The 15,844-nt window shown below is 68.9% G+C and carries 13 protein-coding genes; 11 read left to right on the forward strand and 2 right to left on the reverse strand.

Features of this window, described 5'->3' with window-relative positions:
• Positions 1-82 precede the first annotated feature (82 nt).
• On the forward strand, positions 83-1,693 hold the full coding sequence (locus OG574_RS31185) for a DHA2 family efflux MFS transporter permease subunit (RefSeq protein WP_326775917.1): 1,611 nt from the start codon (positions 83-85) through the stop codon (positions 1,691-1,693).
• 236 nt (positions 1,694-1,929) lie between these two features.
• Positions 1,930-2,301, forward strand: a complete 372-nt coding sequence (locus OG574_RS31190) for a peptidase inhibitor family I36 protein (protein WP_100592554.1) — start codon at positions 1,930-1,932, stop codon at positions 2,299-2,301.
• Positions 2,302-2,380: 79 nt separating this feature from the next.
• On the opposite strand, the gene aceE is transcribed toward OG574_RS31190, so the two are convergent.
• Positions 2,381-5,128: a pyruvate dehydrogenase (acetyl-transferring), homodimeric type gene (gene aceE, locus OG574_RS31195; protein WP_326775918.1), complete on the reverse strand. Its 2,748-nt coding sequence runs from the start codon at positions 5,126-5,128 to the stop codon at positions 2,381-2,383.
• 437 nt (positions 5,129-5,565) lie between these two features.
• Between aceE and OG574_RS31200 the strand changes: the two genes are divergently transcribed.
• The 6 genes from OG574_RS31200 (at position 5,566) to OG574_RS31225 (ending at position 10,125) form a co-directional block, all read left to right on the forward strand.
• Complete coding sequence (locus tag OG574_RS31200; RefSeq protein ID WP_100591937.1) at positions 5,566-6,003, forward strand: DUF3052 domain-containing protein; 438 nt, start codon at positions 5,566-5,568, stop codon at positions 6,001-6,003.
• 171 nt (positions 6,004-6,174) lie between these two features.
• Positions 6,175-6,633 carry a peroxiredoxin gene (locus OG574_RS31205; protein ID WP_100591938.1) on the forward strand — a complete coding sequence of 153 codons (459 nt, stop codon included), beginning with the start codon at positions 6,175-6,177 and terminating at the stop codon, positions 6,631-6,633.
• Between the two features lie 180 nt (positions 6,634-6,813).
• The gene (locus OG574_RS31210; protein WP_100591939.1) at positions 6,814-7,389 is read left to right on the forward strand and encodes a TerD family protein; all 576 of its coding nucleotides are present in this window, start codon (positions 6,814-6,816) and stop codon (positions 7,387-7,389) included.
• Between the two features lie 98 nt (positions 7,390-7,487).
• Positions 7,488-8,063 carry a TerD family protein gene (locus tag OG574_RS31215; protein ID WP_100591940.1) on the forward strand — a complete coding sequence of 192 codons (576 nt, stop codon included), beginning with the start codon at positions 7,488-7,490 and terminating at the stop codon, positions 8,061-8,063.
• Between the two features lie 73 nt (positions 8,064-8,136).
• Positions 8,137-9,285, forward strand: a complete 1,149-nt coding sequence (locus tag OG574_RS31220) for a DUF475 domain-containing protein (protein ID WP_326775919.1) — start codon at positions 8,137-8,139, stop codon at positions 9,283-9,285.
• A 99-nt stretch (positions 9,286-9,384) separates the two neighbouring features.
• A complete protein-coding gene (locus OG574_RS31225) occupies positions 9,385-10,125 on the forward strand; it encodes a TerD family protein (protein WP_100591942.1) in 741 nt (246 codons plus the stop codon).
• Positions 10,126-10,205: 80 nt separating this feature from the next.
• Here OG574_RS31225 and OG574_RS31230 read toward each other — a convergent pair whose 3' ends face one another.
• Positions 10,206-11,135 (reverse strand): TerD family protein, encoded by a 930-nt coding sequence (locus tag OG574_RS31230; RefSeq protein WP_326775920.1) that lies wholly within the window; start codon positions 11,133-11,135, stop codon positions 10,206-10,208.
• A 187-nt stretch (positions 11,136-11,322) separates the two neighbouring features.
• On the opposite strand from OG574_RS31230, the gene OG574_RS31235 reads away from it, so the two are divergent.
• Genes OG574_RS31235 through OG574_RS31245 form a run of 3 tightly spaced genes read left to right on the forward strand, consistent with a single transcriptional unit; the run spans position 11,323 to position 15,835 of the window.
• A complete protein-coding gene (locus OG574_RS31235) occupies positions 11,323-12,489 on the forward strand; it encodes an HpcH/HpaI aldolase/citrate lyase family protein (RefSeq protein WP_326775921.1) in 1,167 nt (388 codons plus the stop codon).
• 26 nt (positions 12,490-12,515) lie between these two features.
• Positions 12,516-15,005, forward strand: a complete 2,490-nt coding sequence (locus OG574_RS31240; protein ID WP_326775922.1) for a phosphoribosyltransferase — start codon at positions 12,516-12,518, stop codon at positions 15,003-15,005.
• A complete protein-coding gene (locus tag OG574_RS31245) occupies positions 15,002-15,835 on the forward strand; it encodes an HAD family hydrolase (RefSeq protein WP_326775923.1) in 834 nt (277 codons plus the stop codon). The genes OG574_RS31240 and OG574_RS31245 overlap by 4 nt, the downstream gene beginning before the upstream one ends.
• Positions 15,836-15,844 lie beyond the last annotated feature (9 nt).

A 15,844-nucleotide genomic window follows, 5' to 3' on the forward strand; every position in this document is an offset into this window, starting at 1 on the left:
AGCTTACCTGTGAGCAACGTGACAGTTACCGACTTGTGAATTGGTTTGTCAACTGTCAGTCGCTGTCATTAGCCTCGGACGCATGACTAGTCAGACCACCGTCGACAAGGCGGACAAGGCTCCGGAGCCCATGTCCGTTCCGGCCCCGGCCAAGGGGCTTCGCGGCCACCCCTGGCTGACGCTGTTCTCCGTCGCGATCGGCGTGATGATGGTCGCTCTCGACGGCACCATCGTGGCCATCGCCAACCCGGCCATCCAGAAGGACCTCGGTGCCAGCTTCGCCGACGTCCAATGGATCACCAACGGCTACTTCCTCGCCCTCGCGGTCACGCTGATCACCGCGGGCAAGCTCGGCGACCGCTTCGGTCACCGGCAGACCTTTCTCATCGGCGTGATCGGGTTCGCCGCGTCCTCGGGAGCCATCGGCCTGTCGGACAGCATCGCCCTGGTGGTCACTTTCCGGGTGTTCCAGGGCCTGTTCGGTGCGCTCCTCATGCCGGCCGCGCTCGGCCTCCTGCGGGCCACGTTCCCCGCCGAGAAGCTGAACATGGCGATCGGCATCTGGGGCATGGTGATCGGCGCGTCGACCGCGGGCGGCCCGATCCTCGGTGGGCTGCTCGTCCAGCACGTCAGCTGGCAGTCCGTCTTCTTCATCAACGTCCCCGTCGGCGTCATCGCCCTCGTCCTCGGGCTCCTGATCCTCAAGGACCACCGGGCAGAGAACGCGCCGCGATCCTTCGACGTCCTCGGCATCGTGCTGCTCTCCGCCGCGATGTTCAGCCTGGTCTGGGCGCTCATCAAGGCCCCGGCGTGGGGCTGGGGCGACGGCCTGACCTGGACGTTCCTGGCGGCCTCCGTGCTGTGCTTCGCGCTCTTCGGGATCTGGGAGACGCGCGTCAAGGAACCGCTGATCCCGCTGGCCCTGTTCCGCTCGGTGCCGCTGTCTGCCGGCGTGGTCCTGATGGTGCTCATGGCCATCGCCTTCATGGGCGGCCTCTTCTTCGTCACCTTCTACTTGCAGAACGTGCACGGCATGAGCCCCGTCGATTCCGGTCTGCACCTCCTGCCGCTGACCGGAATGATGATCGTGGGCTCGCCGCTGGCGGGCGCGATGATCACGAAGGTGGGTCCGCGCATCCCGCTCGCGGGCGGCATGCTGCTCACCGCCGTCGCCATGTACGGCATGTCCACGCTGGAGTCGGGCACGGGCAGCGGCGCCATGTCGCTGTGGTTCGCCCTCCTCGGCCTGGGCCTTGCTCCCGTCATGGTGGGCGCCACCGAGGTCATCGTGGGCAACGCCCCGATGGAGCTCTCCGGCGTCGCGGGGGGCCTCCAGCAGGCCGCCATGCAGATCGGAGGAAGCCTCGGCACCGCCGTGCTCGGCGCCGTGATGGCCTCGAAGGTGGACAACGACCTCGCGGGCAACTGGACCGACGCCAAGCTTCCGCCGCTCACGCCCGCCCAGCTGGACCAGGCGTCCGAGGCGGTCCAGGTCGGTGTGGGCCCGGTCCCGAAGGGCACACCGGCCGAGCTTGCCGAGAAGATCACCTCGGTCGCGCACGACACCTTCATCTCCGGCATGAGCCTGGCCTGCCTGGTCGCCGCGGGCGTCGCCGTCGTGGCGATCTTCGTCGCGTTCCTGACCAAGCGGGGAACGAACGCTGAGGCGGGCGCGGGGGCCGCACACATCTAGCGCCTCTCAGGGGATGCGCTCATCGGGCCCCCTTCGGGGGAAACCCGTAGACCACCCCCGAAGCGCCCCCGCAGCCACCCCGAAATGCCCTCAGGGAAATCCTGGGGGCATTTCGCTTATCCGAGTGATCTGATCCGTCAGCTCTTCCCGTCTGATCGCCCACCGGTCCAGAGTGCAGACAAGTGACCAGCACGACACGGGGGTTGAACGACATGGGTACGAGGATGCGCGCCGCGATGGGTACGACGTTGCCGATGACGGCCGCGGCCGCTCTGGCGGCCGTCCTGCTGACACCGGTCCATGCCGGGGCCGCCGCTCCGCCGACATCGGGGGACTGCGCGGCGGGGGAGCTGTGCCTGTGGGAGAAGCCGGCGTTCAAGGGGCACCGGCAGACGTACGAGCTGTCCGGGATCGACATCGAGAGCTGCGTCGCGCTGCCGGAGGGGGGCAGCGCGCAGGCTCTCGCCAATCGCACCGGACGGCCGGTCACGGCCTACCAGTCCGCAGAGTGTGCCGAGACGGGGGAGTTCCAGACCTATCCCGGCAGCGGCACATGGGCGCCCCAATCTCCTTACCGGGTACGGGCGTTCAAGGTCTGGGAGCGATGAGATGAAAGAAGGCGAGGTGCGGTGCGGCCCCCGTGGCCGCACCGCACCTCGAACCTCTACGACGGTCGGGACCAGGCCCCTACGCGTCGCCGCCCGCCGGGCCGGGGTCGGCCGCCGAGACGTCGAGGAGCTGGTAGCGGTCGATCGCCTGCTTCAGGACCGAGCGGTCGATCTTGCCCTCGCGGGCCAGCTCCGTGAGTACGCCCACCACGATCGACTGGGCGTCGATGTGGAAGAAACGACGGGCCGCGCCGCGCGTGTCCGCGAAGCCGAAGCCGTCCGCGCCGAGCGACTGGTACGTGCCCGGCACCCAGCGGGAGATCTGGTCGGGCACGGACCGCATCCAGTCGGAGACCGCGACGAACGGACCTTCGGAGCCGGACAGCTTCCGCGTGACATAGGGGACGCGCTGCTCCTCGTCGGGGTGCAGCAGGTTGTGCCGCTCCACCTCGACGGCCTCGCGGCGCAGTTCGTTCCAGGAAGTCGCCGACCAGACGTCCGCCCTGACGTTCCACTCGGCGGCGAGGATCTGCTGTGCCTCCAGAGCCCACGGCACCGCGACACCCGAGGCGAGGATCTGCGCCGGGGTGGTGCCCGAAGTGCCCGGGTTGAAGCGGTGGATGCCCTTGAGGATGCCCTCCACGTCGACATCGGCGGGCTCGGCCGGGTGCTGCAGCGGCTCGTTGTAGACAGTGAGGTAGTAGAAGATGTCCTCGCCGTGCGGGTGCTCGGCGGAGGCGCCGTACATGCGTCGCAGACCGTCCTGCACGATGTGCGCGATCTCGAAGCCGAAGGCCGGGTCGTAGGCGACGCAGGCCGGGTTGGTCGAGGCGAGCAGCTGCGAGTGACCGTCGGCGTGCTGCAGACCCTCACCAGTCAGGGTCGTCCGGCCGGCGGTCGCCCCCAGCACGAAACCGCGCGCCAGCTGGTCGGCCATCTGCCAGAACTGGTCGCCGGTGCGCTGGAAACCGAACATCGAGTAGAAGACGTAGACCGGGATCAGCGGCTCGCCGTGCGTCGCGTACGCCGATCCCGCGGCGATCAGCGAGGCCGTGCAGCCCGCCTCGGAGATGCCGTCGTGCAGCATCTGCCCCGTCGGCGACTCCTTGTACGCGAGCAGCAGATCGCGGTCCACGGACTCGTACTGCTGGCCGAGCGGGTTGTAGATCTTCGCGCTCGGGAAGAACGAGTCCATGCCGAACGTGCGGTACTCGTCCGGCGCGATCAGGACGAAGCGCCGACCGATCTCCTTGTCCCGCATGAGGTCCTTGAGCAGCCGCACGAACGCCATGGTGGTGGCGATCGACTGCTGGCCGGAGCCCTTCTTCACGCTCGCGTACGTCTTGTCGTCGGGGAGCGGAAGCGGCTTGGACCGCACGACGCGGGTCGGCACATAGCCGCCGAGCGCGTGCCGGCGGTCGTGCATGTACTGGATCTCCTCCGAGTCGCGGCCCGGGTGGTAGTACGGCGGGGCGCCGTCCTCGAGCTGCTTGTCGGTGATCGGCAGGTGCAGACGGTCGCGGAAGCCCTTGAGGTCGTCGACCGTCAGCTTCTTCATCTGGTGGGTCGCGTTGCGGCCCTCGAAGTTGGGGCCGAGAGTCCAGCCCTTGACCGTCTGCGCCAGGATGACCGTCGGCTGGCCCTTGTGCTCCTTGGCCGCTTTGAAGGCCGCGAAGATCTTCTTGTGGTCGTGCCCGCCGCGCCCCAGGTGCAGGATCTGGTCGTCGGTCATGTTCTCGACCATCGCGCGCAGCCGGTGGTCGCCACCGAAGAAGTGGTCGCGAATGTACGAGCCGGGCTCGGTGGCATACGTCTGGAACTGGCCGTCGGGCGTGGTGTTCAGCTTGTTCACCAGGACGCCGTCGCGGTCCTGCGCGAGCAGCGGGTCCCAACTGCGGTCCCAGACCAGCTTGATGACGTTCCAGCCGGCGCCGCGGAACTGCGACTCGAGTTCCTGGATGATCTTGCCGTTGCCGCGGACCGGGCCGTCGAGGCGCTGCAGGTTGCAGTTCACCACGAAGGTCAGGTTGTCGAGGCCCTCGCGGGCCGCGATCGACAGCTGGCCGAGCGACTCCGGCTCGTCCATCTCGCCGTCGCCGAGGAACGCCCAGACGTGCGACGCGGAGGTGTCGGCGATGTCGCGGGCCTGCATGTAGCGGTTCATCCGCGCCTGGAAGATCGCGCCCAGCGGGCCGAGGCCCATGGAGACGGTGGGGAACTCCCAGAAGTCCGGCATCAGTCGGGGGTGCGGGTACGACGACAGGCCGTACGGAGCCTTCGACTTCTCCTGGCGGAACGAGTCGAGCTGGCCGTCGGTGAGGCGGTCCAGGAGATAGGCGCGGGCGTAGATGCCCGGCGACGCATGGCCCTGGAAGAAGATCTGGTCGCCGCCCGCGCCGTCGTCCTTGCCGCGGAAGAAGTGGTTGAAGCCCACGTCGTAGAGCGAGGCGGAGGAGGCGAAGGTGGCGATGTGGCCGCCGACCCCGATGCCGGGACGTTGGGCGCGGGAGACCATCACCGCGGCGTTCCAGCGGGTCGCGTTGAGGACCTTGCGCTCGATCTCCTCGTTGCCGGGGAAGAAAGGCTCGTCCTTGGTCGCGATCGTGTTGATGTAGTCCGTGCTGCGCATCTCGGGCACGGCCACGCGCTTCTCGCGGGCGCGCTCGATCAGCCGGAGCATCAGGAAGCGGGCCCGCTCGCGCCCGCGCTCGTCGACGGCGGCGTCGAGGGAGTCGAGCCATTCCTGGGTCTCTTCGGGATCGAAGTCCGGGACCTGGCTGGGGAGGCCGCCAATGATGATCGGATTGCGATCGGATCCGGAAACCACGCTGTTCCTTCACTGTCGGTCGAGATGTGCAATTGGGGTGCAATGGGGCTGCGCCGCTCCCCATCGTGTACCTCGGGAACGCAATCGTCATCTCTACCGCGAGGTAATCGGAGTGATTCCCCGGGGTTCCCCGGACGGGTGCGGCCAAATCTGAACGATACGCTCATGTGGTTCACCAGTTTCGTGAGGCCGTTCGGCCGAGGTGGACGACGGTCATCCACAGGGTGGGCAAATCCGGCAGATCGGTGTGGCATACATCACCGGCCTGCGGGGATCCTTGACTGAAGATGCGGTGACACCGCCTGGAACGTCACCGTTTCGGCGGTCTCGGGGGCCGGGTACTTGCGCGATCCGCCCCGCCCGTGTGGACTACGGCCAACGCTTCGCGCACGCGCGAAGCCGCAGACAACTTCGTAAACATGATCAGGAGGCAATCCGTGAGCGCGACCGCGGACCACGCGGAGGAGCGGACCAACCCTGCCGCGAGGCTGGGTTTCCAGCCCGAGCAGGTGGTCCAGGAGATCGGCTTCGACGACGACGTCGACCAGGAGCTCCGCGAGTCCATTGAGGAAGTCATCGGCAGCGAGCTCGTCGACGAGGACTACGACGACGTCGCTGACGCGGTGGTGCTGTGGTTCCGCGAGGACGACGGCGATCTGACGGACGCGTTGGTAGACGCCAGCCAGCTGGTCGACGACGGTGCCCCTGTCTGGCTGCTGACCCCGAAGACCGGCCGCGACGGCTATGTCGAGCCGAGCGACATCAACGAAGCCGCGCAGACCGCGGGTCTCTCGCAGACCAAGAGCATCAACGCGGGCAAGGACTGGGCGGGCAGCCGCCTCGTCACGCCGAAGGCGGCCGCCAAGAAGCGCTAGCCGACGAAAGACCCCAGCAGACACTCCGTGCGGCCCCCGCCGACGCCATGACGCGTCGACGGGGGCCGCACGCTTTGCCCGGGCCACACGCGAGGCCCCCACGCGGGGAGACCGCCTTCGGCGCCTAGGCTGGGCCTCACCCGAACGGCTCCACGGAAGGAAAGCTTGACCATGACGATCGAGGTCGGCACGAAGGCTCCGGATTTCGAGCTCAAGACGCAGCACGGCGAGACCGTGCGGCTCTCGGACTTCCGGGGTGAGAAGAACGTGGTGCTGCTCTTCTACCCGTTCGCCTTCACCGGCGTCTGCACCGGCGAGCTGTGCGCCCTGCGCGACGAGCTGCCGAAGTTCGTCAACGACGACGTCCAGCTGCTCGCCGTGTCCAACGACTCGCCGTTCAGCCTGCGCGTCTTCGCCGAGCAGGAGGGTCTCGAGTACCCGCTCCTGTCGGACTTCTGGCCGCACGGCGAGGCCTCGCGCGCGTACGGCGTCTTCGACGAGGAGAAGGGCTGCGCGGTGCGCGGCACCTTCATCATCGACAAGGAGGGCGTGGTCCGCTGGACCGTCGTCAACGGCCTGCCGGACGCCCGTGACCTCAACGAGTACGTCAAGGCGATCGACACCCTCTGACCCCTCAGGGGTCACAAGGGCGTGCTCCGCGCATCGCTCGGGGATGTCCCGGGGATGACACCCTGGGATTCTTCGGGTGCGGAGCCTGTGGCTGCCGGGAACCGGTCACTAGGATCCAGACGTTGATCCGATACCAATGCACGACGGGGCTCCCCGCCCCCGACACCAATGGGAGGACTCGTGGGAGTCAGCCTCAGCAAGGGCGGCAACGTATCGCTGACCAAGGAGGCTCCTGGCCTGACCGCGGTCATCATCGGCCTCGGGTGGGACGTTCGTACCACCACGGGCACGGACTTCGACCTTGACGCCAGCGCCATCCTGACGAACACGGAGGGCAAGGTCAGCAGCGACGCCAACTTCGTGTTCTTCAACAACCTGAAGAGCCCGGACGGCTCGGTCGAGCACACCGGCGACAACACCACGGGTGAAGGCGAGGGTGACGACGAGCAGCTCAAGGTCAACCTCGCCGGCGTCCCGGCCGATGTGGACAAGATCGTGTTCCCGGTCTCGATCTACGACGCCGAGAACCGCCAGCAGTCGTTCGGCCAGGTGCGCAACGCGTTCATCCGCGTCGTGAACCAGGCGGGCGGGGCGGAGATCGCCCGTTACGACCTCTCCGAGGACGCCTCGACGGAGACCGCCATGGTCTTCGGCGAGCTGTACAGGAACGGCGCGGAGTGGAAGTTCCGCGCCATCGGCCAGGGTTACGCCTCGGGTCTGCGCGGCATCGCGCAGGACTTCGGCGTCAACGTCTGAGCCGAGCACGACCGTATGACCGTCCGGCGTCGCACGCGAGTGCGGCGCCGGACGCGCTGGACAACTCAAGCGACATCACACCGGGGAGGATCACGATCATGGGTGTCACGCTCGCCAAGGGGGGCAATGTCTCCCTCTCCAAGGCCGCACCGAACCTCACACAGGTACTGATCGGACTCGGCTGGGACGCGCGTTCCACCACCGGAGCCGACTTCGACCTCGACGCCAGCGCGCTGCTGTGCAAGGACGGCCGGGTGCTCGGCGACGAGTGGTTCATCTTCTACAACCAGCTGACCAGCCCGGACGGCTCTGTCGAGCACACCGGCGACAACCTCACCGGTGAGGGCGAGGGTGACGACGAGTCGATCCTGATCGACCTGTCCAAGGTGCCGGCATTCTGCGACAAGATCGTCTTCCCGGTCTCGATCCATGACGCGGACAACCGAGGGCAGACGTTCGGCCAGGTCAGCAACGCGTTCATCCGCGTGGTCAATCAGGCGGACGGCCAGGAACTCGCCCGCTACGACCTGAGCGAGGACGCGTCCACGGAGACCGCGATGATCTTCGGCGAGGTGTACCGGTACGGCGGCGAATGGAAGTTCCGCGCCGTAGGACAGGGGTACGCGTCGGGCCTTCGCGGCATCGCTCTAGACTTCGGGGTCAATGTTTCGTAAAGCCGTGCGCGGAGCGGGGGAGCCCCGTCATACCGGCGCGGGGGAGACCCGTACACACCTGATGGGGTAGCCAGTGGTTTTGAAAACCTTCGGCTGGTCGTTCGCAATTACTGCGCTCGGCCTGGTCGCGGCTGTGTTCTACGACGGATGGACAGCATTCGGGGTCGTCGCGATCCTTGCCGTCCTCGAGATCTCGCTGTCCTTCGACAACGCGGTGATCAATGCCGGAATCCTGAAGAAGATGAATGCCTTCTGGCAGAAGATCTTCCTGACGGTCGGTGTGCTGATCGCCGTCTTCGGTATGCGACTGGTCTTCCCCGTCGTGATCGTCGCGGTCAGCGCCAAGCTCGGCCCCATCGAGGCGGTCAAGCTCGCGCTCAACGACAAGGACAAGTACCAGCAGCTGGTGACCGACGCGCACCCGTCGATCGCCGCGTTCGGTGGCATGTTCCTGTTGATGATCTTCCTCGACTTCATCTTCGAGGAGCGGGACGTCCAGTGGCTGCGCTGGATCGAGCGTCCGCTCGCCAAGCTCGGCAAGGTCGACATGCTGTCGGTCTGCATCGCGATGATCGTGCTCCTGATCTCCTCGTTCACCGTGGCCACGCATGCCCACCAGCACGGTGGCGCCCATGTGGACAAGGCCGAGACAGTGCTCATCGCCGGCATCGCCGGTCTGATCACCTATCTCATCGTGGGCGGTCTCTCCGGGTACTTCGAGAACCGCCTGGAGGAGGAAGAGGAGCGCGAGCACGAGGTCGAGGAAGAGGCCAGGAAGAGCGGCAAGGCCGCGCCGGCCATAGTCATGGCGGGCAAGGCCGCGTTCTTCATGTTCCTCTACCTCGAGGTCCTGGACGCGTCGTTCTCCTTCGACGGTGTCATCGGCGCCTTCGCCATCACCAACGACATCGTGTTGATGGCGCTCGGCCTCGGCATCGGTGCCATGTACGTCCGTTCGCTCACGGTCTACCTGGTCCGCCAGGGCACCCTGGACGACTACGTGTACCTGGAGCACGGCGCGCACTACGCGATCGGCGCCCTCGCCGTGATCCTCCTGGTCACGATCCAGTACGAGATCAACGAGGTCATCACGGGCCTGATCGGCGTCGTCCTGATCGCCTGGTCGTTCTGGTCGTCGGTGCGCCGCAACTCGAGAATCGCGGCCGCCGAGGGGAAAGCGGCGGCCTCGGGCGAGAAGGCTGAGGTTTCGTCCGGGCACTGATCCTGGAACGCTGTGAGCGGGGCGGTCTGCGAGGAGAATTCCTCACCGGCCGCCCCGTCGGCGTAACTGGACCATGAAACATGGGCACTTGGGGGCGAAATGTCCTTCTGGGACGGACTGTGGCGGGGGCGTGCGGCGGATTTCGAGTCGGGGAGCGCCGCGTCGAACTCCATCGAACTCACCAAGCGGCACCCGGTCGTCTCGCTCACCAAACAGGGGGCGGCCACCGGAAATCTGCGTATCAACCTGTCCTGGCGGATGCGGACGTCGGACATCGGCGGCCCGGAGCGCGAGAGCCTGCTGCGGCACCCCTTCAAGCTGTTCAAGCCCGATGTGGTGCAGGCCCATACGCAGAGCATGGTCAATGTGGACCTCGACCTCGGCTGTCTGTATGAGCTGACCGACGGGGAGAAGGGCGTGGTCCAGCCGCTCGGCAGCTTCTTCGGCGCGCTCAACGCGCCGCCGTACGTGAAGCTCAGCGGGGACGACCGCTTCGGCTCGGCGTCGGGTGAGACGATCTACGTCAATCTCGACCATCGCGAGTCCATCAAGCGACTGCTTGTCTTCGTCTACATCTACGACCAGACACCGGCGTTCGACCGTACGCACGCTCACGTCACGCTCTACCCGAGCAACGGCCCGCGCGTCGAGATCAGCCTCGATGAGCGCGCCCCGCAGGCCCGCTCCTGCGCCGTCGTCACGATCGAGAACGTCAAGGGTGAGCTGATCGTGCGACGCGAGGTGAAGTTCGTGTACGGGTTCCAGGCCGAGCTGGACCGGCTGTACGGGTGGGGCCTTCAGTGGGGCCGGGGGTACAAGTCCAAGGTCGGGGAGCGCTAGGGCATCTCCGGCGGATCAGACGCCGGGTCCCAGTTCCGTCGCCCGATCCGGCCCCGAGCCGCCAGGGGCCGGTCGCGGGCTCAGCGTGAGATGAATTGCGGGCCCTGCGGCGGCAGGGTGAAGTTCGGGTCGGGCAGCGGCTGCACCGGCTGCGGATAGCCGTACGCGGGCTGCGTCGTCGGCACCGGCATGACCAGCGGCGCGGGCTGCGTGGGCGCCGCGGGCGGGTACCCGTACGAGGGCTGGGAGACGGGCTGGGGCGCCGGCTGAGGGAGCGACGCGGCGATGGGCTGCTGCGTGGGTGCCTGCGGATACCCGTAGCCCGAACCCGAACCCGAACCCGAACCCGATCCCCAATCCGACCCCGACCCCATGAACGAGGTGTCGGGGGCCGGAGGCGGGAACGACGGCTCGGCGGCCGGCATCGGGCCCGGAGGCGACGATGTCTGAAGATCCGGCGCCGGCTCCGACTCGTCCACCGAGATGCCGAAATCGGTCGCCAGGCCGACCAGACCGTTCGAGTAGCCCTCGCCCAGGGCCCGGAACTTCCAGCCCTCGCCGCGCCGGTACAGCTCGCCGCAGATCAGCGCCGTCTCGGCGCCCGTCTCCGGCTTCACGTCGAAGCGGGCGAGGGGCTCGCCCTCCGCGGCCGCGGCGTCGTAGATCAGGATCCGCAGGGCGGGTACACGGTCGAAGGGGACGTCGTCCGCCGAGGCGACGAGGAGGACGCGGCCGACCTCGGGGCCGAGGCCCGCCAGGTCCGACTGGATCGTGTCGGTGAGTCCGTCGGCGACGCGCTTCTTGCCGAGCCGCCAGACCTTGCCCGAGGGGTGCCGGGGCTGGTTGTAGAAGACGAAGTCCTCGTCGGACCGTACGCGACCGTCGGGGCCGAGGAGCAGCGCCGAGGCGTCGACGTCGGGCACGCCCTGGCCGGTGGCCCAGCGCAGCACGGCGCGGACCGCCGTGGCCTCGAGCGGGACGTTCGACCCCTTCAGCATCGCGTGCGTCATGCGGTCATCCTGCCTTCCCTGTCCTGGCCAGGACAACGCGGGGGCCCGAGACTGTGAGACCGAGCGACATACTCGACATGGGTGGGTTACCTGAATTTCATGCCCGATGGGAACCCTTGACATGGATCCCTACGTACTATTACCGGCCACTTAAATTCGGGCCCGAGCGGCACGACGGGGGAGTCTCATGCGTCATTTCGGGCATATCGCCCCTGAGGTGCGGCAGCGCCTGTTCCACCGGGAGCCCGGTGACTTCACCGCGGACTCGCCGCCGCGCATGCTCGCGGCGGCCCTCGGGGCCACGCTCTACAGCCCGGCCACGCGGCCGCGCCTCGCCGACGACGTCCTCAAGCAGGCGGGCCGGGGTGTCGTCTCGATGGTGCTGTGCCTGGAGGACTCGATCGACGACGCCGAGGTTGCGGACGCCGAGGAGAACCTGGTCCGGCAGTTCACCGACCTCGCGGCCCGGCCGGACACGCAGCCTCCGCTGCTGTTCGTCCGCGTCCGCGCCGCCGGACAGATCACCGACCTCGTCCGCCGTCTCGGCCCCGCCGTGCGACTGCTGTCCGGATTCGTACTGCCGAAATTCACCGAGGAGCGGGGCGTGCCGTTCCTGGAGGCGCTCTCCGCCGCCGAGGCGGCCACCGGGCGGCGCCTCTTCGCGATGCCCGTCCTGGAGTCGCCCGAGCTCCTGCACCTGGAGACGCGGGGCGACACCCTGGCCGGGATCGCCCGCACCGTCGACAAGTACCGCGACCGCGTCCTGGCCCTGCGCCTCGGCGTGACCGACTTCTGCTCCGCGTACGGGCTGCGCAGGCCGCCGGACATGACCGCGTACGACGTCCAGATCGTGGCCTCCGTGATCGGGGACGTGGTCAATCTGCTCGGCCGGGCCGACGGCACCGGCTTCACCGTGACCGGGCCCGTCTGGGAGTACTTCCGTCACCAGGAGCGGATGTTCAAGCCGCAGCTGCGCCGCAGCCCTTTCCTGGAGGGCCGGGCCGTCGAGCTGCGCCAGGCCCTCATCGAGCACGACATGGACGGCCTGCTGCGCGAGATCGAGCTGGACCGGGCCAACGGCCTGCTCGGCAAGACCTGCATCCACCCCTCGCACGTGATGCCCGTGCACGCGCTGTCCGTGGTCAGTCACGAGGAGTACGGCGACGCCCAGGACATCCTGCGGCCCGAGCGCGGCGGCGGTGGCGTCCTCAGATCCGCGTACACGAACAAGATGAATGAAGTGAAGCCGCACCGCGCCTGGGCCGAGCGGACCCTCCAGCGGGCGGAGGCCTTCGGCGTCGCCCGTGAGGACGTCGGCTTCGTGGAGCTGCTCAACGCCGGCCTGCCCGCGTGACGAGCGCGCGAGTCATGATGAAAGCAATGAAAAGGGGCGAAGTGGTCTGGTCGGGGACATGGGTCGCACAGCGGCTCGGGGTCGAGCTCGTCGGTGACGAGGAGATATCCGGGCTGCTGGGCCTTGCCCTGCGCCGCAATCCCAAGCGGGCCCATCTGCTCGTGTCGAACGTCCTCGGCAAGCACGTGCCCCAGTCGCCGGCCGTGGTCTGGCGCGCCGGCTACGACCTCGGTCTGCGGGTGCGCGAGCTGCTCGGTGACGACGCGGCGCGGCAGGCGGTCGTGCTCGGATACGCCGAGACGGCGACGGGTCTGGGGCACTCCGTCGCCGACGGCCTGGCCCTCGCGCCCTATCTGCACTCGACGCGGCGCCCCGTCGACGGAGTGGCGCGCGCGGGCGGCTTCGAGGAGTCCCACTCGCACGCGACCTCGCATCTGCTGCTGCCGGAGGACCCCCGGCTCCTCGCGGGCGACGGGGCGCTGGTCCTCGTCGACGACGAGTTCTCCACGGGCAATACGGTCCTCAACACGATCCGCGCCCTGCACGAGCGCTACCCGCGCGGGCACTACGTCATCGTCGCCCTCGTCGACATGCGTTCGCCCGACGACCGGGGCCGCCTGGCCGACTTCGCCCGTGAGATCGGCGCCCGTGTCGACCTGGTCGCGTCGGCGTCCGGCACCGTCAAGCTCCCCGACGGCGTCCTCGCCAAGGGGCAGGCGCTCGTCGCCCACCACGAGTCCCTCGCCGAGACCCCGACGGAGCGCACGGGGCCGGGCAGCGAGCCGCCCACAGAGCCGGGCAGTGAGCCGGGCAGCGTGACCCGCCTGGACCTCGGCTGGCCCGCGTCCGTGCCCGACGGAGGCCGGCACGGCTTCACGCCGGAGCACCGCGCGGCGCTCGACGCGGCGCTCCCCGCGATGGCCGCCCGCCTGAGCGCGCCCCTGGGGGACGCCCGCCGCGTACTCGTCCTCGGTTTCGAGGAGCTGATGTACGCGCCGCTCGCCCTGGCCCGCGAGGTCGAGAAGGGCACGCAGGCGCAGGTGCGCTACTCCACCACGACCCGTTCGCCGGTCCTCGCCGTCGACGACCCCGGCTACGCGATCCGTACGCGACTCGTCTTCCCCGCCCACGACGACCCGGCCGACGGTCCGGGCGAGCGCTACGCGTACAACGTCGCGGGCGGCGACTTCGACGCGATCGTCGCCGTCGTCGACTCCACCGCGGACACGCCCCAACTGCACGCCCCAGATGGCCTGTTGGCGCGCCTCGCCGAGCACACCCCGCGCGTGCTGCTCGCCGTCGTGCCTTCCTACGTCCCCCAGGGGACTGCCCCCGAAAGGCCCCTCGTGTCCCCCACGCTCCCCGAGCCCCTCCGCGGCCCCGCCTTCTCCTCGTACGCGCCCGACGAGGTCGGCTGGCTGCTCCAGGACCTCTCGGACGTCGAGCTGGAGGCGCCGACCGAGGAGCGCGAGGAGGCGATACAGGGCGGTGGCGCGCACTACGCCGAGTCGCTGCCCGTCGAGTACCAGCCGAGCGCCGAGTACCAGGCGCTTTTCCAGTCCGCCCTCGAGGTCTCGGCCGCGCGGATCGCGCAGGCGGTCGGCGTCGTGACCGAGACCGTGCTCGCGGAACGGTCCCCGCGTCCCGTGCTCGTCTCGCTCGCCCGCGCCGGGACGCCCGTCGGCGTGCTGATGCGCCGCTGGGCGCAGGCGCGGCGCGGCCTCGACCTGCCGCACTACGCCGTTTCGATCGTCCGCGGCCGCGGCATCGACGCGAACGCGCTGCGCTGGCTCGCCGCCCACCACGACCCGGCCGATGTCGTCTTCGTCGACGGCTGGACCGGCAAGGGCGCGATCACCCGCGAACTGGCCGAAGCACTCAAGACCCATCAGCGAGATGAGGGCGGCCCCGGGTTCGACCCGGAGATCGCGGTGCTCGCCGACCCCGGGTCCTGCGTGCGCACCTACGGCACCCGCGAGGACTTCCTCATCCCGTCCGCGTGCCTCAACTCGACGGTCTCCGGGCTGATATCGCGGACGGTGCTGCGCGCCGACCTCGTCGGGCCGAACGACTTCCACGGCGGCAAGTTCTACCGCGAGCTCGCGGAGGCGGATGTCTCGACGCACTTCCTCGACACCGTCGAAGCCTGCTTCGACGAGGTCGCCGACGCCGTGGACGCCCAGGTCAAGGAGATGCTCTCCGCCGACCGCGCGCCCACCTGGGAGGGCTGGGCGGCCGTCGAGCGGATCAGTGAGGAGTACGAGATCCACGACGTGAACCTGGTGAAGCCCGGCGTCGGCGAGACGACCCGCGTGCTGCTGCGCCGTGTCCCGTGGAAGATACTCGCCCGCACCGGCGCCGGCGCCGACCTCGACCACGTACGCCTGCTCGCCGAGCAGCGCGGCGTACCGGTCGAGGAGGTCGCCGAACTCCCTTACACCTGCGTCGGGTTGATCCACCCGAAGTACACGCGGGGCGCCACCGGCGCGGACGGCAAGGCGGTGGCCGCGAAGTGAGCGCCACGCCCGTCACCCTGGTCGCGAGTGACCTCGACCGCACCCTGATCTACTCCGCCGCAGCCCTCGGCCTGACCATGCCCGACGCGCAGGCGCCGCGCCTGCTGTGCGTCGAGGTCTACGAGGGCAAGCCCCTCTCCTACGTCACCGAGGACGCGGCCGAGCTGCTCGGCGAACTCGGCCGCAGCGCTCTCTTCGTCCCGACCACGACCCGCACCCGTGAGCAGTACGGACGCATCCATCTCCCGGGCCCCGTAGCGCAGTTCGCGATCTGCGCCAACGGCGGGCACCTGCTGGTGGACGGCGTTTCCGACCCGGACTGGCGGGCCGCTGTCGACGAGCGGCTGGCCGCGGAGTGCGCGCCGCTCGACGAGGTGAGGGCGCATCTGGTGCGGACGGCCGACCCGGCGTGGCTCCTGAAGGAGCGCGTCGCCGAGGACCTCTTCGCGTATCTCGTGGTCGATCGGTCCCTGCTCCCGGAGGGCTGGGTCAAGGAACTCGCTGTCTGGGCGGAGCGCCGCGGCTGGACGGTCTCCCTCCAGGGCCGAAAGATCTACGCCGTGCCGAAGCCGCTCACCAAGAGTGCGGCCATGCGCGAGGTGGCCCGCCGCTCCGGCGCCGACCTCACGCTCGCGGCCGGCGACTCCCTGCTCGACGCGGACCTGCTCCTCGCGGCCGACCACGCCTGGCGCCCCGGCCACGGCGAGCTGGCGGACGCGGGCTGGACGGCGCCGCACGTCACGGCCCTGGAGGACCGGGGCGTCGCGGCGGGCGAGACGATCCTGCGGGAGCTGGTCGAGAGGGTCCGGCAGCCGCGTACGTACCCCTAAGGGGCCTGT

The organism is Streptomyces sp. NBC_01445 (assembly GCF_035918235.1).
In the GTDB taxonomy this organism is placed as follows: Bacteria; Actinomycetota; Actinomycetes; order Streptomycetales; family Streptomycetaceae; genus Streptomyces.

What these genes read in the sequence shown, in the direction of transcription:
- OG574_RS31185 (WP_326775917.1), top strand. Translation starts at nt 83, where the DNA reads ATGACTAGTCAGACCACCGTCGACAAGGCGGACAAGGCTCCGGAGCCC.
- OG574_RS31190 (WP_100592554.1), top strand. Translation starts at nt 1,930, where the DNA reads ATGGGTACGACGTTGCCGATGACGGCCGCGGCCGCTCTGGCGGCCGTC.
- OG574_RS31205 (WP_100591938.1), top strand. Translation starts at nt 6,175, where the DNA reads ATGACGATCGAGGTCGGCACGAAGGCTCCGGATTTCGAGCTCAAGACG.
- OG574_RS31215 (WP_100591940.1), top strand. Translation starts at nt 7,488, where the DNA reads ATGGGTGTCACGCTCGCCAAGGGGGGCAATGTCTCCCTCTCCAAGGCC.
- OG574_RS31225 (WP_100591942.1), top strand. Translation starts at nt 9,385, where the DNA reads ATGTCCTTCTGGGACGGACTGTGGCGGGGGCGTGCGGCGGATTTCGAG.
- OG574_RS31230 (WP_326775920.1), bottom strand. Translation starts at nt 11,135, where the DNA reads ATGACGCACGCGATGCTGAAGGGGTCGAACGTCCCGCTCGAGGCCACG.
- OG574_RS31235 (WP_326775921.1), top strand. Translation starts at nt 11,323, where the DNA reads ATGCGTCATTTCGGGCATATCGCCCCTGAGGTGCGGCAGCGCCTGTTC.
- OG574_RS31240 (WP_326775922.1), top strand. Translation starts at nt 12,516, where the DNA reads ATGAAAAGGGGCGAAGTGGTCTGGTCGGGGACATGGGTCGCACAGCGG.